We start from the raw sequence: 19,867 nt of genomic DNA, 5'->3' as shown, positions 1-19,867 counted from the left end.
TCACCGCAGCGCCTTGGCCGCCACCTTCAGGTCGGCGACCAGGCCCTCGTACGCGACGTCCTGGTTGTCGGCGCGCAGCACCGCGGACGGGTGGATGGTGGCGAGCAGCCGGGCCGCCGGGGCGTCGGCGACCGCGCCGGTCCGGTCGACAGGTACGCGCTCGAAGTCCTCCGGGTGCTGGGCGGCGGCGGGCCAGGGCAGCAGCTCACCGCGCTGCTTCGTCACCCGGAAGCTCGGGCCGAGCAGCGCCTTGGCGGCGGTGGCGCCGAGCACCACCACGATCTCCGGGCGCAGCCGGGCGAACTCGGCGACCAGCCAGGGCCGGCAGGCGGTGACGTGCACCCGGTCCGGGGTCTGGTGGATGCGCCGCCTGCCGCGCAGCTCGAACCGGAAGTGCTTGACGGCGTTGGTCAGGTAGATCTGGGCGGGGTCGAGCGCCGCGTCGTCGACGGCCCTGCGCAACAGCCGCCCGGCCGGCCCGACGAACGGCAGCCCTTTCTGGTCCTCGATGTCGCCCGGCTGCTCGCCGACGAAGACCACCCGCGCGTGCTCGTCGCCACGGCCGAAGACGGTCTGGGTGGCGTCCCGGTACAGCTCGCAGCCCCGGCAGCCGCCCGCCGCGGCGCGCAGCTCGTCGATGGTGTCCGCCGACGGCGGGATGAACTCCTGTGCTCCGGGTGCGCTCTCGATCTCGGCCATGCCGATCGTTCTACCCCGTCCGGCGGCGTGCACGCGAGCGGCCCGCCGCGCGGTCCGGAGGTGTTAAGAAGGGGCCCTTCCTATACCGAATGCGTTAAGAGGGGGCCCTTCCTTTCCGCGGTGAGGGCGTCGGCGAGCGCGGGGATGTCCGCCTCGTCCAGCGCGCTCACCGAGACGCGCACGGCGGGGGCGGCCGCGATCCGGTACAGGCCGCCGGGGGCGAGCGACCACCCGGCGTCGCGCAGCGTCGTGACCGCCACCGTCTCGTCGGGCACCGGCACCCAGACGTTGATCCCGGTACGCCCGTGCGCGGTCACCCCGCGCGCGGCGAGCGCGGCCACCAGCCCGTCGCGCCGCCTGTCGTAGCTGTCCGCCGCGCGCCGTACCAGCCCGGCGGTTGCCGGGTCGCGCCAGAGCGACACGACCAGGCGTTGCAGCACAGTGGAGACCCAGCCGGCGCCGACCCGCGCCCGCCCGGCCACCCGCGCCACCGTGGCCTCGTCGCCGGTCAGCACCGCGAGCCGCAGGTCAGGCCCGTAGGGCTTGCTCACCGACCGGACGAAGGCCCACGCCGGGGTCGCCCCGGCGAGCGGGCACAGGGGTACGCGGGCCAGCTCGGCGGCGTGGTCGTCCTCGATCAGCAGCAGGTCGGCCCGGCCGGCGAGCAGCGTCCGCAGCGCGTCGGCCCGGTCGGCGGAGACGGCAGCGCCGGTCGGGTTCTGCGCCCGGCTGGTCACCACGAGCGCCCGGACCCCGGCGGCGAGCGCCGCCCGGACCCCGGCGACGGTGGGGCCCTCGTCGTCCACCGGCACCCCGACGGTACGCAGCCCGAGCGCGGCGATCAGGTCGAGCAGGTTGGCCCAGCCCGGGTCCTCCACCGCCACCGCGTCACCGGGGCGCAGGTGGGCGGCGAGGAGCCGTTCGATGCCGTCGAGCGCGCCTCCGGTGACTGTGAGCGCGGCAGCGGGCACCCCGTCCGCGGCGAGCCGCTCCCGGGCCAGTGCGGCCAGGTCGGGCAGCACGGCGTCGGTCGCGTACCCGCCCGGGGGTCCGATCTCGGCGGCGAGCGCGGCCAGGTGCGGGCCGAGCGGGGGCAGCAGCCGGGGGTCGGGCTGGCCGGCGGAGAGGTCACGGCCGCCGGGCCGCGGCGGGGGCAGCAACGCGGCGCGGCGGGCGGCGACCGGCGGGCGGGGGCGGACCCGGGTGCCGTGCCGGCCGGCGGTCGCGACCAGGCCGCGTTGCCGCAGTTCCTGGTACGCCTTCGCGACTGTGGCCGGGCTGACGCCGAGGTCGGCGGCGAGCGCGCGGACCGCGGGCAGGGCGTCGCCCGGTGCGAGGTCACCGGTGCGGATGCCGGATTCGACGCTTGCCGAGATCGCGGCGGAGGTCGAGCCGATGACCTGATATTGTGCTGCCACAGTTTAGATATTGTACTAGAACAAAGGTGGGATGTCACGTGTACGCCCCGACCGAACGCACCACCGCCACCCGCACCCGCGACCGGATGCACTACGACCGGGCCACCGCGCACGCGCTGCTGGACGAGGCGTACCACTGCGCGCTGTCGTTCACGGTGGACGGCGAGCCGCGCATCCTGCCGACCCTGCACGTACGCATCGGCGAGACGCTCTACCTGCACGGGTCCACCGGCAGCCGGCCGCTGCTCGCCGCCCGGGGCGAGGCCGGGCTGCCGGTCTGCGTCGCCGTCACCCACCTCGACGGGCTGATCTACGCCCGGTCCCAGTTCCACCACAGCGCCAACTACCGGTCGGTGGTGGCGCACGGCACCGCCCGCCTGGTCGACGACGCCGGCGAGAAGGCCGCGGTGATGACCGCGCTGGTGGAGAAGGTGGCCGCCGACCGGTCCGCCGACAGCCGCCCGCCGAACCGGCGCGAGCTGGCCGAGACCGCGGTGCTGGCGCTGCCGCTGCGGGAGGTGTCGGTACGGATGCGCACCGGTGGCGTCAACGACGAGCCGGCCGACGAGACGCTGCCGTACTGGGCCGGTGTGGTTCCGCTGCGGCTCACGCCGGGCCGCCCCGAACCCGCGCCCGGGGTGAGCGCGCCGGTGCCGGCGTACCTGCGGGCGGCCCGCTCGCCCTGGCACGAGCCGGCCGTGCTGCGCGGCGAGCACGTCGTGCTGGAGCCGCTCGACCTCGCCCACGCCGACGAGCTGTACGCCGCCACCACCGACCCGGAGGTGTGGCGGCACCTGGGCGGCACGCAGCCCGCCGACGCCGCCGGTATGCGCCGGGTGGTCGCCGCCTACCTGGACGCGCAGGAACGCGGCGAGCAGGTGTGCTGGACGCAGCGCTGCGCCGTCACCGGCGCGATGATCGGCGCGACCTCCTACTACGAGATCGACCCGGTCCGCCGGTCGCTGGCGATCGGCTACACCTGGCTGGGCCGCCCGTGGTGGCGTACCGGCGTCAACACCGAGGCGAAGCTCCTGCTGCTGGGCCGGGCCTTCGACGACCTGGACGCGGTCCGGGTGGTCTGGCACACCGACATCCGCAACGAACGCTCGCAGCGGGCCATCGAACGGCTCGGCGCGAGCCGGGAGGGCGTACTGCGCCGGCACAAGCAGCGCGCCGACGGCTCCTGGCGGGACACCGTGCAGTACTCCATGCTCGCCCAGGAGTGGCCGACGGCACAGGTCAGCCTGCGGGAAAGGCTTCGCCCGACGGCACCCGCGGCGTCATGATGTCCGGCGTGCTGGGGATCACCGACATCTGGACGTACGTGCTGGGCACCGTGGCGATCGTGCTGCTGCCCGGCCCGAACTCGCTCTTCGTGCTGGCCACCGCCGCCCGCTGGGGCGTGGCCACCGGCTACCGGGCCGCGGCCGGGGTGTTCGTCGGCGACGCGGTGCTGATGGTCCTCTCCGCCGCCGGAGTGGCCTCGCTGCTCCAGGCGTACCCGCCGCTCTACCTGGTGATCAAGTACGCCGGCGCGGCGTACCTCGGGTATCTGGGGCTGGCCATGCTGCGCGGCGCGTGGCGGCGCTGGCGCGACCGCAACGACCCGGCCACGCCGCGCCTGATCGACGAGGTGGAGCCGGCGGAGCAGCGGGAGCCGTTCCGCCGGGCGCTGGTGATCAGCCTGCTCAACCCGAAGGCGATCCTGTTCTTCGTCTCGTTCTTCATCCAGTTCGTCGACCCCGGGTACGCGTGGCCGGCGCTGTCGTTCCTGCTGCTCGGGCTGATCGCACAGGTCGCCAGCGCGCTCTACCTGACCGCGTTGATCTTCACCGGCACGTACCTGGCGGCCCAGTTCCGGCGGCGCCAGCGGCTCGCCGCGAGCGGCACCACGGCGGTCGCGGTGCTGTTCCTCGGCTTCAGCCTCAAGCTCGCCGCCGGCTGAGGTGTAAGGAAGGGCCCCTTCTTAACGCCTCCGGTAGAGGAGGGGCCCCTTCTTAACAACGCACGCGCACGCGCACGCGCACGCGCTCACGTGCCGTCGCCACCTCCGCCACCTCCGCCGACGCCCGCGCCGCCGGCCGTACCCCCGAGGCCGTAACCCGGCGCGACCGGGCGGTCCGGCGGGCGGCTGACGTGCGCCGACTCGCGGATCGTGGCCGACCAGTCGGCGTGCGCCGCGGCCGCCGCGTGCCTGTCGATGGCGTGCCGCAGCCAGCCGTCCACTGTGGCCACCCAGTCGCGCTTGTCGGCGCCGGCGTGCCAGACCCGGAACCGGCTGATGCTCTGGTGGGTGATCCCGGCCAGGGAGAGCCGCCGGTCCAGCCAGAGCAGCACCTCCATGCCGGCCGGATCGGCCAGCATGATCATTTCGAGTTCGGTCATCGGACCGGCGTAGAGCGGAGCGGCCCAGAAGCCGTACCACTGCTGGAACGGCAGCGTCTGCTCCACGCCCGGCAGCCGGCCGTCCCGCAGCCCCGCCTGGCGGATCGCGAAGCCGAGCGTGTCCAGCGCGGCGAGCACGTGCTCCTGGGTGGGCAGCGGATGGATCAGCACCGGCACCATCGCGCCCTGGTCCACCTCCGGGTCCACCGACACCTCGGTGCGCAGCCCGGTACGCAGGCTCAGCAGCGGCACCCCGCCGTACGTGGTCACCGGCGACTCCCACGGCAGCGGCACGGCGAACTCGACGGCGCGCCGCCGCCCGGCCGGCACCACGAACCGGCCCGCGATGGTCCACGTCTGGAACTGCACCAGGCGGCGCGGCGCCTCCGGGTCCTCCGGTTCGACCTGGGTGACCAGGCCGAGCCGGATGTGCCGGACCGGTACGTCCGACCCGCCGGCGGCGAGCGTCACCCGGCCCGGCAGCCGCAGGCCCGGCCGGGTGCTCGGGTTGGGCAGCGTGGTGCTCACCGAGAGCCCGGTCCAGGCGGAGTCCCGCGACACGCCGGTCAACCGCATGCCGGGGCTTTCCCGCTGCCCGCCCGGCCATGCCCCGCCGGAACGGACGCCGGCCGCCGGCAACGGAAGCCCGCCGAAGCCGACGCCGGAAGCGGAAAGACACCGATCAGCCGGAACGGACGCCGGCCCGGCGAAGTGGTTGTCCCACCTCGCCGGGCCGGTACGGATCACGACGGTCAGCGCATCCGGCGGCCGCGCGGCACCGGGTCGGTCTCGTCGTCGAACTCGCCGATGACCTCCTCCAGGAGGTCCTCCAGCGCGACGAACCCGATCGGCCGGGTCGGCCCGCCACCGTTGCTCACCAGCGCTAGCTGCGCCTGCTGCGCCCGCATCGCGGCCACCGCCTCGGTCACCGACGCCTCGGCCGGCAGCGTGAAGGCGCTGGTCATCAGCTCCTCCGCGATCGCCGGGCGGCCGGTGGTGACGGCGCGCACCGCCTCGCGTACGTGCACCAGGCCGCACACCTCGCCGCCGGAGTCGACCACCGCGAGCCGGGACCGGCCGCTGTCGCGCGAGACGTGCTCGATCCGCTCGGCGGTCTCGCCCCGGCCCACAGTGACGATCCGGTCGAACGGCTCCATCACCTGCGCGACAGTGGTGCCCTGAAGCTCCAGCATGCTGGTCAGCAACTGGTGCTGCTCGGCACCGAGCAGCCCGTGCTCCCGGGACTGCTCCAGCAGGATGCGCAGCTCGTCCGGGCCGTGCACCTGGGCCAGCTGGTCCTGCTGCTGCACCCCGAACAGGCGCAGCATCGCGTTCGCCAGCCCGTTGAGCACGGACAGCACCGGCCGGGCGATCCGGGCGAACGCCCGGAACGGCAGCGCCAGCAGCATCGCCGAACGCTCCGCGTCGGTGATCGCCCACGACTTCGGGGCCATCTCGCCGACCACCAGGTGCAGGAACGTCACGAGCGACAGCGCGAACACCAGCGCCACCACGTGACTGACCGCCTCGGGCAGGCCGACCGCGTGCAGCAGCGGGCTGAGCAGGTGCTCGATGGCCGGCTCGGCCAGCGCGCCCAGACCCAGCGTGCACAGCGTGATGCCGAGCTGCGCGCCGGCCAGCATCAGGCTCAGCTCCCGGACGCCGTCGAGCGCCGCGCGGGCCGCCCGGCCGCCACCGGCCGCCGCCTGCTCCAGCCGGTACCGCTTCGACGCGACGAGCGCGAACTCGGCGGCCACGAAGAACCCGTTGAGCGCCAGCAGCACCACGGAGAAGAACAACGCGAACCCGGGGCTCATGCGGCACCCTCCCCGGACACGTCGGCGGTGGGCCGCAGCCGCACCGAGTCGGCCACGTGCCGGTCCACGGCCAGCACCTCGACCAGCACCCGCGAGCCGGCGGCCGTCCCGTCGCCGTCCGTGGCGGCCGGGATCTCCAGCCGGTCACCGACCTCGGGCACCCGGCCCAGCTCCCGCATCACCAGACCGGAGAGCGTGTCGTACTCGGGCGCCTCGGGCAGTTCGATGCCGGTGCTGTCGGCGACCTCGTCGATGCGCCAGCGCGCCGGGACCACCCAGGAGCCGTCCTCCTGCCGCGCCGCGGCCCGGTCCGGCGGGTCGTCCTCGTCGCGGATCGGCCCGACCAGCTCCTCGGCCAGGTCTTCCAGCGTGATCACGCCGGCGAAGCCGCCGTACTCGTCGACCACGCAGGCGAGCTGCCGGTGCCCGGACCGCAGGCGGTCCAGCACCGTCGGCAGCGGCAGCGTCTCGGGCACCAGCAACGGGGGTACGGCCACCGCGTCGACCCGGGTGGTCGCGCGCTGTGCCGGGGGCACCCCGAGCACGTCGGCGATGCCGACCACGCCGATCAGGTCGTCGACGCCCTCGGCGCCGCTCACCGGGAACCGGGAGTGGCCGGTGTCCAGCAGCTCGACGATCCGGCTGACCGGCTCGTCGGCCCGGACGGTGTGCACGTCGACGCGCGGCACCATCGCCTCCCCGGCGGTCAGCTCCCGGAAGTCCAGACCCCGGTCCAGCAGGTCGGACATCTCGGCGTCGAGGTGCCCCTCCTCCCGGGACTCGGCGATGATCTGTTCCAGGTCCTGCGGGGTGGCGCCGCTGGGCAGCTCCTCGATCGGCTCGATGCCGACACGGCGGAGCAGCCGTACCGCGGCCCGGTCGAACAGCGTGATCAGCGGACCGGCGATCTTCAGGTACATCAGGGTGGACCGGGACAGCGCCCGGGCCAACGGCTCGGCCCGCGCGATGGCCAGGTTCTTCGGGGCCAGCTCGCCGAGGACCATCTGCACCACTGTGGCGATGATCAGGGCGAGGGCCACCGACAGCGGCAGCGACACCGAGCTGGACAGCCCGGCGAGGCCGAGCAGGTCGGCCAGCCCGGCGCCCAGGTACGGCTCGGCGACGTAACCGACGAGCAGGGCGGTCACTGTGATGCCGAGCTGAGCGCCGGACAGCATGAAGGAGAGCCGCCCGGTCACCTCCAGGGCCCGGGCCGCGGCACGATCGCCACCGTCGGCGAGCTGCTTGAGCTTGCCCCGGTCCACGGCGACGTAACCGAACTCCTGGGCCACGAAGTAACCGGTGGCGGCGGTGAGCACGGTGATGAGAAGGAAACCGACGAGGATCAGCACGGGAGGTTCAGGGCTCCCGGGGTCGTCGGGGAGGGAATTCGCCGGGTATTACCCGGCCGGCTACTGCTGCCCTCCGGGGCAGGAGAGTCGATCATGCGACCCATTTTATCGGTACCTGCTGGACGTCCGCTGAGGGTGCCGGGAAGCCCCCCACCCGTCCGGTTCAGCGTCCGGCCAGCTCGTCGGCGTCCAGCAGCGTCCGGTCGACCCGCCCGGAACGGTACGCGGCCCGGCCGATCATCTGCGCGGCCACCGGCGCGGTGGAGAGCTGGAAGATCGCCACCAGGACCAGCATGCCCAGATCCGAGGGGGTACGCAGGCGCAACGCCAGCCCGGCCAGGAGCAGCAGGACGCCCAGCACCTGGGGCTTGGTGGCCGCGTGCATCCGGTCCAGCACGTCCGGGAAGCGCACCAGCCCGATGCCGGCGACCAGGGCCAGCACCGCCCCGGCCAGCAGCAGGATCCCACCCACCCAGTCCGCGACCGCGCTCACGCTTCAGCCCGGACCGCGAAGCGCACCAGCGACACCGACCCGATGAAGCCGAGCAGGGAGAGCACCACCAGCACGGGCAGCGTGGTGGCGTGCCGGTTCACAGCGGCCTCCGCCCCGACCGCGGCGAGCATCGCCGACAGCAGCAGGTCGGCGCCGACGACCCGGTCGAGCAGGGACGGGCCGCGGTAGATCCGGGCCAGCGCGAGCAGCGCGGTGGCCGAGAGCAGCACTGTGAGTGCGACGGCGAGCAGGACTGTCACGGGTGGTTCCTCCGTTCCACGGATTCGAGGTCGAGCCGGCGTACCTCGTCGGGAGATCCGATGGCGCGCACGATGCGCCGTTCGACGGCGAGCACGCGCTCGCGGCTGCCGGTGATGTCCTCGGGTCCGCGCACGTCGAGCACGTGCACGTAGAGCACGCCCTCCGCCCGGTCGACGTCGAGGATCAGCGTGCCCGGCACCAGCGAGATCACCTCGGCGGTGAGCGCCAGGTTGAGATCGGTGCGCACGCGCAGCGGCACCGCGATGATCGCGCCGCGCGGACGGTAGCCGAAGCGCAGCGCCACGGCGGCCACGTGCACGCTGGCGCTGACCAGCTCCGCGACGAACGTCGCAGCGAACACCAGCAGCGCGCGAGGGCGTACCCGGCCGCCGAACGTGACCGGCGGCAGCGGGAAGAACAGCAGCACCGCTACGCCGACCACCAGACCGGCGACCAGGTTGCCCCAGGACAGGTCGCCCCACAGCAGCATCCACGCGACGACCAGCCAGCCGAGCGCCACCGCCTGGTCCCGCCGCCGCCCACCCCGGCCGACGCTCGGCGCCGGCGCGTCCGGGGCGGGCGCCGCACGGGGTACGCCGGTGGGCTCACCGGTCGTGCCCCCGCCCGGGGGCAGGTCGTCGGTCACGGCACGTCCCGGGGCAGGACCGCCCGCACGTACGGGGTGCGCTCGCGCAGGTCGGTGGCCGCGTCGGCGGTGACCTGGAACAGCGGCCCGGCCGCCAGCGTGAACAGCACGCCCAGCGCCACCAGGGCGGTGGTCGCCCCGACCATCATTCCGGGCAGCCGGGCCGGCGGGGTGGTGGTGGCTAGCCGGGGCGCCCGCCAGAACGCGATGTTCCACACCCGGGAGGCCGCGTAGAGCGTGAGCAGGCTGGTCAGCGTGCCGGCGGCGACCAGCACGGCGGGCAGCGTGCCGCCCGCGGCCACACCCGCCTGGAGCAGGCCGAGCTTGCCGAGGAAGCCGGAGAACGGCGGGATGCCGGCGAGGTTCATCGCGGGGACGAAGAAGAGCACGCCGAGCATCGGCGCGATCCGCGCCAGGCCGCCGATACGGCGCAGGTCGGTGCTGCCGGCGCGTTCCTCGACCAGGCCGGCGACCAGGAACAGCGTGGTCTGGATGGTGATGTGGTGCACCACGTAGAAGATCGCCCCGGACAGGCCGGCGACGCTGCTCAGCGCCACCCCGAAGATCATGTAGCCGATGTGGCTGACGAGCGTGAAGGACAGCAGCCGTTTCAGGTCCGACTGGGCGACCGCGCCGAGGATGCCGACCACCATGGTCAGCCCGGCCACCACCATCAGCAGCGTGGCGACCTGGCCACCGGGGAACAGCAGCGTCTCGGTACGGATGATCGCGTACACGCCGACCTTGGTGAGCAGGCCGGCGAAGACCGCCGTCACCGGGGCGGGTGCGGTCGGGTAGCTGTCCGGCAGCCACGCCGACAGCGGGAACACCGCCGCCTTGATCCCGAACGCGAGCAGCAGCGTCAGTTGCAGGGTCAGGCGTACGCCGGACGGCAGCGCGTCCAGCCGCCCGGCGAGCTGCGCCATGTTCAGCGTGCCGGTCGCCGCGTACACCAGCCCCACGGCGGACAGGAACAGCAGCGACGACAGGATGCTGACCACCACGTACGTCGATCCGGTCCGCAACCGCACCTCGGTGCCGCCCAGCGTGATCAGCACGAAGCTCGCGGCCAGCAGGATCTCGAAACCGACGAACAGGTTGAACAGGTCCCCGGCCAGGAAGGCGTTCGTCACGCCCGCGGTCAGCACCAGGTACGTGGGGTGGAAGATGCTCACCGGCGCGGTCTCCCCGGTCTCCCCCCGTCCCTGGCCGATCGAGTAGAGCAGCACGCACAGCGTCACCGCCGAGGAGACGAGCACCATCAGCGCCGCCAACTGGTCCGCCACCAGCACGATGCCCACCGGCGCCGGCCAGCCGCCGACCTGCACCACCACCGGCCCGAAGCGGTACGCCTGCACCAGCAGCACCGCCGCCACCACCAGGACGCTGGACAGGCAGAGCACGCTCACCGACCGCTGCAGGCGGGGGCGGCCGGACAGCAGGAGGGTGAGCGCCGCGCCGAGCAGCGGCACCACCACCGGCAGCGGCACGAGGGCGCTCACCGAGCCACCCCCGTTCGCGACCGCGGGGCTCGCAAACCCGGCTCACTCCTCGCGCTCACCGAGCCACCCCCGTTCGCGACTGCGGGGCTCGCAAACCCGGCTCACTCCTCGCGCTCACTGGGCCTCACCGTCCCGGCGCAACCGACGGCGGGCCGGCTCCGGGTCCACCTGCTCCGGGTCGCCGTCCGGGCCCTCGCCGCCGAGATCAGCGGTGGACACCTCGTTGCTCCCGGCGAGCCGGACGATCTGCCGGTCCTCCAGGTCGTCCTGCACCTCGTCGTCGCCGCTGGTGTACCAACTGCGGTACGCGACAGCGAGCAGGAACGCGGTCAGCCCGAACGTGATCACCACGGCGGTGAGCACCATGGCCTGCGGCAGCGCGTCGCTCATCTCGTCCTGTGCCGCGGTACCGGCCAGCGGGGCGGCGCCGGATCGCCCGCCCAGCAGGATGAGCAGGTTCACGCCGTTGCCGAGCAGGATGATGCCGAGCAGGATCCGGGTCAGGCTGCGTTCCAGCAGCAACGTGACGCCCGCGGCGACCAGCACACCGACCGCGAGCACCAGCACCATCGTCGGCCCGGCCGCACCCCGGATCACAGAGCCACCCCTGTCCGCGACTGCGGGGCTCGCAACCCCGGCTCACTCCTCGCGCTCACAGAGCCACCCCTGTCCGCGACTGCGGGGCTCGCAACCCCGGCTCACTCCTCGCGCTCACAGAGCCACCCCTGTTCGCGACTGCGGGGCTCGCAACCCCGGCTCACTCCTCGCGCTCACCGAGCCACCCCTGTCCGCGACTGCGGGGCTCGCAACCCCGGCTCACTCCTCGCGCTCACGATGTGCCGTCCCGCTGGACGACCAAGCCGTGTCCCGCCTCGCCGGCGGCCTCCACGTGCCGGTCCACCTCGGCGCCCAGGCTGCGCAGGATGTCCAGCACCAGCCCGACCACCACCAGGTAGACGCCGATGTCGAAGAAGAGCGACGTGGCCACGTAGAAGTCGCCGATCACCGGCAGCCACAGACCGACCTTGACGCTCTGCAGCACCTGGCCGGTCAGCGCCAGGGCGAGCACCCCGCTGCCAACCGAGATGCCCAGACCCGCGCCGAGCACCGTGCCGGCTCCGACGGGCGCCGCCTCGGCCAGCTCGTACCGGCCGCCGGCCAGGTAGCGCAGGGCCAGCGCGAGGCCCGCGACCAGCCCGCCGGAGAAGCCGCCGCCGGGGGCGTTGTGGCCGGAGAAGAGCAGGAACAGCGAGAAGATCAGGACGGTGTGGAAGATCAGCCGGGTGACCACCTCGAACACGATCGAGCGCCGCCGTTCCGGCAGCGTCTGCCCGCCGCGCAGCCACACCGTGCGCCCGTCACCGGCGCGCAGCGCGACCGGCCGGGGACGGCGCGGACGCGGCCCGGTGCGGGACCGCTCGAAGATCAGGCTGGCCACACCGGTCGCTGTCACCACGAGCACCGCGATCTCCCCCATCGTGTCCCAGGCCCGGATGTCCACCAGGGCCACGTTCACGACGTTGCGGCCGTACCCCTCGACGACGGCGAGTTCGGGGAAGGCCGCGGAGATCGACGGCGCCCGGCGGGCTCCGGCCGCGGTCAGCGTCAGGCCGGCCATCACCACGCCCGCGGCGATGCCGACACCGCGCCGCACCCAGCGGCTGCGGCGCAGCGGGCGGGCCGAGAAGCGTTCCGGCAGCCGGCGCAGCACCAGCACGAACACGGCGATGGTGGCGGTCTCCACCAGGAACTGGGTGAGCGCCACGTCCGGCGCGCCGTAGAGGACGAACATCATCGCGGTGCCGTAGCCGGTCACGCCGACCAGCAGCATCGCGGTGAGCCGGCGGCGCGCGCCGACCGCGAGCAGCGCGGCGACCGCGATCACCGCGCAGACCACAAGCTGGGCCGGGTTGTCCCAGAGCGCCAGGTCGACCCGCCAGGGCGCGGTGACGAGCATCGCCCCGCCGGGCACGAACACCAGCGCGAGCAGCACGGTGCCGAGGTACTGCGGCAGCGAGCCGCGCTGGGTGGCGCCGGTGACCTCGATGGCGAGCCGGTCGAAGCCGTGCGTCACCCACTCGTACCCCTGGTTGCCGCTCACCGGCGAGCGCAGCCGCGCCAGCGCGGGCGCGAGCCGACCACGGGCCAGGTGCAGCACCACGCCGCCGGCCAGCACGAGGGCGGAGAGGCCGAGCGCCGCGGTCGGCCCGTGCCAGAGCGCCAGGTGCTCCTCGACCGGCCCGAACAGCTCCGCGTACGGCTCGAACAGGCCGCTGAGCCACCCGGCGGCCGGACCGGCGGCGAGCCCGGCCACGGCGAGCAGCGCCGGGGGTACGAGCATCGCGGCGGGCGGCTGGGCCATCACCGTGTCCGGGACGCTGGTCCGGGTGCCGAACGCGCCCCACACGAACCGGATGCTGTACGCGGCGGTGAGCGCGCTGCCGGCCACCAGCACGGCGAGCACGAGCGGGTCGCCGGTGAACGCGGCGAGCATCGACTCCTTCGCCACGAACCCGAGCAGCGGCGGCACGCCGGCCATCGAGGCGGCGGCGAGTGTGGCGGCGGTGGCCAGCACCGGCGCGGCCCGGCCCACGCCGGACAGGTCCCGCAGGTCACGGCTGCCCGCCTCGTGGTCGAGGATGCCGACGACCAGGAACAGCGCGGCCTTGAACAGGGCGTGCGCCGCCAGCATCGCCACGCCGGCCAGGGCCGCCTTCGGGGTGCCCGCGCCGAACACCACGGCGAGCAGGCCGAGCTGGCTGACCGTCCCGTACGCCAGCAGCAGCTTCAGGTCGGTCTGCCGCAGCGCCGCCCAGCCGCCCAGGACCAGCGACACCAGTCCGGCGACCACCGTGACCGGCCGCCACGGCCCGGCAGCGGCGAGCACGGGGCCGAGCAGTCCGATGAGGAAGATGCCGGCCTTCACCATCGCCGCCGCGTGCAGGTACGCGCTCACCGGCGTCGGGGCGGCCATCGCCACCGGCAGCCAGGCGTTGAACGGGAAGATCGCCGACTTCGCCAGCGCCCCGGTGAGGACGAGCAGCACCGCGACGGTCAGGTACCCGCCGCCGGGCAGCGGCGCGGCCGCCACCTCCGACCACCGGTAGCTCCCGGCGTGGTGGCCGAGCAGCAGGAACCCGACGAGCATGGCGAGCCCGCCCAGCGTGGTGACGGTGAGCGCCTGCGCGGCGCCCCACCGGCTGGACCGGCGCTCGGTGCTGTGCCCGATGAGCAGGTAGGAGAAGACGGTGGTCAGCTCCCAGAACACGTAGAGCAGCAGCAGGTCGTCGGAGACGACGAGGCCGAGCATCGCCCCGGCGAAGGCGACCATGACGGCGGCGAACCGGGCCAGCCCGGTCGACCCGTGCGGGAAGTAGCGGGCGGAGTAGACGAGCACCAGCGCGCCGACGCCGCCGACGAGCAGCAGCATCAGCCAGGACAGCGTGGTGACGCGCAGCGCCACGTCGAGCTGGAGCTGCGAGATCCAGGGGTACGTCTCGACCACCGCGCCGCCGTCGCGTACCGCCCCGGTGTGGGCCGCCGCCCAGACCGCTGTGGCGGCCGGGGCGAGCGCGAGCATCAGGCAGGCGCGCGGACCCCACCGGCGGACCAGCAGCGGGGCGAGCAGCGCCGCCACCAGGTGCACGATCAGCAGGACGAGCACGCGTACTCCCGGTCGAGGTGACAGCGCGCCGGACCACGCTGGTTTCACAACCGATCACACGCCACAGAGGCACCGAACCGGGCCGTTTTCCCCAAAACCCACCCTTACCTCCGCGCGGCCTTCCCGGCCTCCTGGGCGGTGACCAAGGAGTTCGTGTCCGCAGGCGCGCCCGATCCCGCCGCAAACTCCTTGATCACCGGGGTGAGCCCCGGGAAGGGGAGGGACGGGGGCGGTGGTCAGGGGGTGGGGTTGGGGGTGGCCAACTGGCGGGCGGCCCGGTCGGCGGCGCGCTGGGCGGCGACCAGGGAACGCAACGGCAGCCGGGCGTCCCGGCTCTCCCGGCGCTGGACGAAGTAGTGCACAGCGGCCCGGACCCGGGCGCGGTCGGCGGCGCTGGACCGGGCGGTCGCGAGGATCATCTCGCGCAGCCGCGCGGCCAGTTCCTCGGCCAGCTCCAGATCGGGACCGTGCAGCGCGGCGCGGAGCGCTGCCAGCCGACTCTCGACCTTGCGGATGAGCACGTCGGTTCCGGAGCCCAGGCCACGTTCCTCGACGGTCATCCACGCCTCCACCCCATGCCGCATCGCGAGTGAAGTTACTTTATGTTGCAGCCCACAAGCAAGCAGTTAAGTAAGACTTAACGGAATAATCGCCCATTCCATTCTCGGACTGTTGCGGGCGGGGACGGAACGGTCCGGCGACGGGCGGGATGTCACACCCGCGCGGCAGGATGGGAGCGTGGCGGACGAGGTGACCCCGTCAGGCAGGTCAGACGGGTCAGGCAGGTCAGGCAGGTCAGGCGGCATGCTGGCGGAGTTCGGCGCGGCGACCCGGGAGTGGTTCACCGCGGCTTTCGCCGCGCCCACCCCGGCACAGGAGGGCGCCTGGCGCTCGGTGGCCGCCGCCCGCAACGCCCTCGTCGTCGCGCCGACCGGCTCCGGCAAGACGCTCGCGGCGTTCCTCTGGTCGCTCGACCGGCTCGCCAAGGAGCCGTCGCCGGCCGATCCCCGGCGCCGCTGCCGGGTGCTCTACGTCAGCCCGCTCAAGGCACTCGCCGTCGACGTGGAACGCAACCTGCGCGCCCCGCTCACCGGCATCCGCCAGGCCGCCTCCCGGCTCGGCCTGGTCCCGCCGGACATCACCGTCGGCATGCGGACCGGCGACACCCCGGCCGACGAGCGCCGGGCCTTCGCCCGCACCCCGCCGGACATCCTCATCACCACGCCCGAGTCGCTGTTCCTGCTGCTCACCTCCGCCGCCCGGGACTCACTGCGCGGCGTCGACACGGTGATCGTGGACGAGGTGCACGCGGTGGCCGGCACCAAGCGCGGCGCGCACCTGGCGCTGTCCCTGGAACGGCTCGACGCGCTGCTGGAGCGCCCCGCCCAGCGGATCGGGTTGTCCGCCACCGTCCGACCGATCGACGTGTGCGCCCGCTTCCTCGGCGGCGCGCGCCCGGTCGACGTGGTGCAGCCGCCGGCGAACAAGACCATCGAGGTCAGCGTCCAGGTCCCGGTGGAGGACATGACGCGCCTCGACGAGCAGGAGCCGCCGGAGGACGATCTGGGCGGCCTCGCGCCCCGCCGCCCCTCGATCTGGCCGGCGGTCGAGGAACGTGTGCTCGCGCTGATCCGCGCGCACCGGTCCACGATCGTGTTCACCAACTCCCGACGCGGCGCCGAACGCCTCTGCGCCCGCCTCAACGAGCTGGCCGCCGAGGAGATGGAGGCGGCGGCCGCCCCGGACGGCAGCCGCGTGGCCCGGGGCGGGGAGCCGGTGCGCGTATCCGAGCTGTTGCCCGGTGCCGACGGCCCGCCGGCCGGCGACGGCGCCGGGCTCGACGACGCCGGCGGGCTCGGCCCGGTGTCCGGCGGCGGGCCCGGCGACGAGGGCCGGGCACGGCGGGGTGCGGCGGCGTTCGGCGGCCCGGTGGGGCCGGTGCGTGCGCCTCGGCAGCCGGCGGAGGTGATGGCGCAGTCCGGCGCGGCGGCCGGGGCGCCGGCGGTGATCGCGCGGGCGCACCACGGCAGCGTGTCCCGGGAGGAACGCAAGCAGATCGAGGAGGCGCTCAAGTCCGGCCGGCTGCCCGCCGTGGTCGCCACGTCCAGCCTGGAGCTGGGCATCGACATGGGCGCTGTCGACCTGGTGGTGCAGATCGAGGCGCCGCCGAGCGTGGCGGCCGGGCTGCAACGGGTCGGCCGGGCCGGGCACCAGGTCGGCGCGGTCTCGCGCGGCGTCGTCTTCCCCAAGCACCGGGGCGACCTGCTCTCCTGCACGGTGGTGGCCGAGCGGATGGGCGCCGGGGCGATCGAGGAGCTGCACTACCCGCGAAACCCGCTCGACGTGCTGGCCCAGCAGATCGTCGCGATGGTGGCGCTGGAGCCGTGGCGGCTCGGCGACCTGGCCGTGCTGGTCCGGCGGGCGGCGCCGTTCGCGGAGCTGCCCGACTCGGCGCTGCACGCGGTGCTCGACATGCTCTCCGGGCGCTACCCGTCCACCGCGTTCGCCGAGCTGCGGCCGCGCCTGGTCTGGGACCGCGCCACCGACGTGCTGACCGGGCGGCCCGGCGCCCAGCGGCTCGCCGTGACCAGCGGCGGGACCATCCCCGACCGGGGCCTGTTCGGCGTGTTCCTGGCCGGCGCGGAGCGGGCGGCCCGGGTCGGCGAGCTGGACGAGGAGATGGTCTACGAGTCCCGGGTGGGCGACGTGTTCCTGCTCGGCTCGTCGTCCTGGCGGATCGAGGAGATCACCCCGGACCGGGTGCTCGTCTCCCCCGCGCCCGGCCAGGCGGCCCGGATGCCGTTCTGGAAGGGCGACCAGCTCGGCCGCCCGGTCGAGCTGGGCCGGGCGATCGGTGCCCGGGTCCGGGCGCTGCTGCGGCTGTCCGACGCCGACGCGGTGGCGGCGCTGCGCGCGGGCGGGCTGGACGACTGGGCCGCCGGGAACCTGATGAACTACCTGCGCGAGCAGAAGGCGGCCACCCGGTCGCTGCCGGACGACCGGACGGTGGTGGTCGAACGGTTCCGCGACGAGCTGGGCGACTGGCGGCTCGCCGTGCACTCGGTGCTCGGCGCCCGGGTCAACGGGCCGTGGGCGCTGGCGATCGGCCGCCGGCTGGCCGAGCGGTACGGCGTGGACGCCCAGGTCATGCCCTCCGACGACGGCATCGTGGTACGCCTGCCGGACACCGCCGACACCCCACCCGGCGCCGACGTGGTCGTCTTCGAGCCGGACGAGATCGCCCAGCTCGTCGAGGAGTCGGTCGGCACGTCGGCGCTGTTCGCGTCCCGGTTCCGCGAGTGCGCGGCCCGGTCGCTGCTGCTGCCACGCCGTGACCCCCGGCGGCGGCAGCCGCTGTGGCAGCAACGCCAGCGCGCCGCGCAACTGCTCGACGTGGCCCGCGAGTACGCCGACTTCCCGGTCACGCTGGAAGCCGCCCGGGAGTGCCTCCAGGACGTCTTCGACCAGCCCGCCCTCGGCGAGCTGATGCGCGACCTGGCCGCCCGCAAGGTGCGCCTGGTCGAGGTGGAGTCCGAGCGCCCGTCGCCGTTCGCGAGGTCGCTGCTGTTCGGGTACGTCGGCGCGTTCCTCTACGAGGGAGACGCGCCGCTGGCCGAGCGGCGGGCCGCCGCGCTGGCGCTCGACTCCGGGCTGCTCGGCGAGCTGCTCGGCCGGGTCGACCTGCGGGAGCTGCTCGACCCGGAGGTGCTCACCGAGACGGCACGTCAACTGCGCTGGCTCACCGAGCAGCGGCGGCCCCGCGACCCGGAGGACGTGGTCGAGCTGCTGCGCGTGGTCGGTGACCTGAGCAGCGCCGAGCTGGCCGAACGGGGAGTCCCGGAGTCCTGGGCCGACGAGCTGGCGGCGGCCCGGCGGGTGCTGCGGGTCCGCATCGCCGGCGAGGACCGCTGGGTGGTCGTCGAGGACGCCGCCCGGCTGCGCGACGCGCTCGGGGTGGCGCTGCCCGTCGGGGTCGCCGAGGCGTACCTCGCGCCGGTGGCCGACCCCCTCGCCGACCTGGTCGCCCGGTACGCCCGCACGCACGGCCCGTTCGCGGCGGCCACCTGCGCGGCCCGGTTCGGGCTCGGCGTGTTCGTGGTCGAGCAGGCGCTGCGGCGGCTCGCCTCGGGCGGGCGGGTGGTCTCCGGCGAGTTCGCCCCGGACACGGTGGGCACCCAGTGGTGCGACGCGGAGGTGCTGCGCCTGCTGCGCCGCCGTTCCCTGGCCGCCCTGCGCCGGGAGATCGAGCCGGTCCCGCCGCGGGCGCTCGCCGCGTTCCTGCCCCGCTGGCAGCAGGTCGGCTCGTCGGCCCGGGGCGTCGAGGCGGTCGCCGCCGCCGTCGAGCAGTTGCAGGGCGTGAGCGTGCCCGCGTCCGCGTTGGAACGCCTGGTGCTCCCGGCCCGGGTCGCCGACTACTCCCCCGCCCAGCTCGACGAGTTGTGCGCCAGCGGCGAAGTGGTGTGGGCCGGCGCGGGCGCGATCTCCGGCGGCGACGGATGGGTGACGCTCGCGTACGCCGACGTCGCGCCGCTGCTGCTCCCGCCGCCGGACGAGGCGCTGACGCCGACCCCGCTGCACGAGTCGGTGCTCGACGCGCTCGCCGACGGGCAGGCGCTGTTCTTCCGCTCCCTGTCCGACCGGGTCGGCGCCACCGACGACGCCGCGCTGTCGGGCGCGGTGTGGGATCTGGTCTGGGCCGGTCACCTCACCAACGACACGCTCGCCCCGCTGCGGGCCGCGCTCGGCGCGGGCGGGGCGCACCGGTCCCGGCCGTCGGCGCCGCGCACCCGCTACCGCCGTCCGGGCCGGGTGGCGCTGCCCAGCCGGGGTGGTCCGCCCACGATGGCCGGCCGCTGGTCCCGGCTGCCCGACCGCGACCTCGACCCCACCCGCCGGGCCGCCGCTCTGGCCGACCTGCTGCTGGAACGGCACGGCGTGGTGACCCGGGGCGCGGTCGTGGCCGAGCAGGTCACCGGCGGCTTCGCCGGGGTCTACCCGGTGCTGTCCGCGATGGAGGAACGCGGGGCGGCGCGGCGCGGCTACTTCGTCGAAGGGCTCGGCGCGGCGCAGTTCGCGGTGCCCGGCGCGGTGGACCGCATCCGGGCGCTCGCCGACGACACCCAGGGCCGGGGCGGGCCGGCGGTCGTGCTCGCCGCCACCGACCCGGCGAACCCGTACGGCGCGGCGCTGCCCTGGCCGGAACGCGTTGTCGACTCCGGCGACGGCGCGGCACCGGCCACCGGCCACCGGGCCGGGCGCAAGGCGGGCGCGCTGGTCGTGCTAGTCGGCGGTGACCTGGTGCTCTACGTGGAGCGGGGCGGCCGGACGATCCTGTCGTTCACCGACGACACCGACACGCTCGGCGCGGCCGGCAAGGCGCTCGCCGACGCGGTGCACTCCGGTGCGCTCGGCGCGATCTCGGTGGAACGCGCCGACGGCGAGGCCGTGCACGCGTCCCCGCTGCGTGACGCGCTCACCGCCGCCGGTTTCCGCGCCATCCCGCGCGGCCTGCGCCTGCGCGGCTGACCGCCCGGGAGTCCCGGTTAGGGTGTGCCGGACGCGAGCGGGGAGGAGAGCAGGTGGCGGCATAGCGGGCGAATGCCCCCGGGGCAGGGCCGAAACTGCAAGAT

15 protein-coding genes are annotated in these 19,867 nt (G+C 74.5%); 3 read left to right on the top strand and 12 right to left on the bottom strand.

Features of this window, described 5'->3' with window-relative positions:
- Nucleotides 1-699, bottom strand: a complete 699-nt coding sequence (locus tag O7622_RS12050; protein WP_282313432.1) for a UdgX family uracil-DNA binding protein — start codon at nt 697-699, stop codon at nt 1-3.
- Nucleotides 700-779: 80 nt separating this feature from the next.
- On the bottom strand, nt 780-2,117 hold the full coding sequence (locus O7622_RS12045; protein ID WP_282313431.1) for an aminotransferase class I/II-fold pyridoxal phosphate-dependent enzyme: 1,338 nt from the start codon (nt 2,115-2,117) through the stop codon (nt 780-782).
- A gap of 38 nt (nt 2,118-2,155) precedes the next feature.
- Here O7622_RS12045 and O7622_RS12040 point away from each other — a divergent pair, with 38 nt between their 5' ends.
- The gene (locus O7622_RS12040) at nt 2,156-3,403 is read left to right on the top strand and encodes a bifunctional pyridoxamine 5'-phosphate oxidase family protein/GNAT family N-acetyltransferase (protein ID WP_282313430.1); all 1,248 of its coding nucleotides are present in this window, start codon (nt 2,156-2,158) and stop codon (nt 3,401-3,403) included.
- Complete coding sequence (gene leuE / locus O7622_RS12035; protein WP_282313429.1) at nt 3,400-4,062, top strand: leucine efflux protein LeuE; 663 nt, start codon at nt 3,400-3,402, stop codon at nt 4,060-4,062. Before O7622_RS12040 ends, leuE begins: the two co-directional genes overlap by 4 nt.
- An 86-nt stretch (nt 4,063-4,148) precedes the next feature.
- Here leuE and O7622_RS12030 read toward each other — a convergent pair whose 3' ends face one another.
- From O7622_RS12030 to O7622_RS11985, 10 genes are all read right to left on the bottom strand, one after another.
- Nucleotides 4,149-5,078, bottom strand: a complete 930-nt coding sequence (locus tag O7622_RS12030) for a sporulation protein (protein ID WP_282313428.1) — start codon at nt 5,076-5,078, stop codon at nt 4,149-4,151.
- A gap of 176 nt (nt 5,079-5,254) precedes the next feature.
- A complete protein-coding gene (locus O7622_RS12025) occupies nt 5,255-6,319 on the bottom strand; it encodes a hemolysin family protein (protein WP_282313427.1) in 1,065 nt (354 codons plus the stop codon).
- Nucleotides 6,316-7,671 carry a hemolysin family protein gene (locus O7622_RS12020; RefSeq protein WP_282313426.1) on the bottom strand — a complete coding sequence of 452 codons (1,356 nt, stop codon included), beginning with the start codon at nt 7,669-7,671 and terminating at the stop codon, nt 6,316-6,318. Before O7622_RS12020 ends, O7622_RS12025 begins: the two co-directional genes overlap by 4 nt.
- A gap of 163 nt (nt 7,672-7,834) precedes the next feature.
- Nucleotides 7,835-8,164: a monovalent cation/H(+) antiporter subunit G gene (gene mnhG / locus O7622_RS12015; protein WP_282313425.1), complete on the bottom strand. Its 330-nt coding sequence runs from the start codon at nt 8,162-8,164 to the stop codon at nt 7,835-7,837.
- Nucleotides 8,161-8,424, bottom strand: coding sequence for a monovalent cation/H+ antiporter complex subunit F (locus O7622_RS12010; RefSeq protein ID WP_013284715.1), 264 nt, complete (start codon nt 8,422-8,424; stop codon nt 8,161-8,163). Before O7622_RS12010 ends, mnhG begins: the two co-directional genes overlap by 4 nt.
- Entirely contained in the window at nt 8,421-9,071 is a 651-nt protein-coding gene (locus O7622_RS12005) for a Na+/H+ antiporter subunit E (protein WP_282313424.1), read from the bottom strand. The genes O7622_RS12010 and O7622_RS12005 overlap by 4 nt, the downstream gene beginning before the upstream one ends.
- A complete protein-coding gene (locus O7622_RS12000) occupies nt 9,068-10,573 on the bottom strand; it encodes a Na+/H+ antiporter subunit D (protein ID WP_282313423.1) in 1,506 nt (501 codons plus the stop codon). The genes O7622_RS12005 and O7622_RS12000 overlap by 4 nt, the downstream gene beginning before the upstream one ends.
- 114 nt (nt 10,574-10,687) lie before the next feature.
- Nucleotides 10,688-11,170: a Na(+)/H(+) antiporter subunit C gene (locus tag O7622_RS11995; RefSeq protein WP_282313422.1), complete on the bottom strand. Its 483-nt coding sequence runs from the start codon at nt 11,168-11,170 to the stop codon at nt 10,688-10,690.
- 232 nt (nt 11,171-11,402) lie between these two features.
- Entirely contained in the window at nt 11,403-14,237 is a 2,835-nt protein-coding gene (locus O7622_RS11990) for a Na+/H+ antiporter subunit A (RefSeq protein WP_282313421.1), read from the bottom strand.
- Between the two features lie 236 nt (nt 14,238-14,473).
- The gene (locus O7622_RS11985; protein WP_282313420.1) at nt 14,474-14,797 is read right to left on the bottom strand and encodes a hypothetical protein; all 324 of its coding nucleotides are present in this window, start codon (nt 14,795-14,797) and stop codon (nt 14,474-14,476) included.
- A 244-nt stretch (nt 14,798-15,041) separates the two neighbouring features.
- On the opposite strand from O7622_RS11985, the gene O7622_RS11980 reads away from it, so the two are divergent.
- On the top strand, nt 15,042-19,763 hold the full coding sequence (locus tag O7622_RS11980; RefSeq protein ID WP_282313419.1) for a DEAD/DEAH box helicase: 4,722 nt from the start codon (nt 15,042-15,044) through the stop codon (nt 19,761-19,763).
- Nucleotides 19,764-19,867 lie beyond the last annotated feature (104 nt).

The sequence above is a fragment of the Micromonospora sp. WMMD1076 genome, assembly GCF_029581475.1.
Taxonomy (GTDB): Bacteria; Actinomycetota; Actinomycetes; order Mycobacteriales; family Micromonosporaceae; genus Micromonospora; species Micromonospora aurantiaca.
The sequence above is the reverse complement of the archived record's forward strand: the minus strand, read 5'-3'. Positions and strand labels throughout refer to the sequence as shown.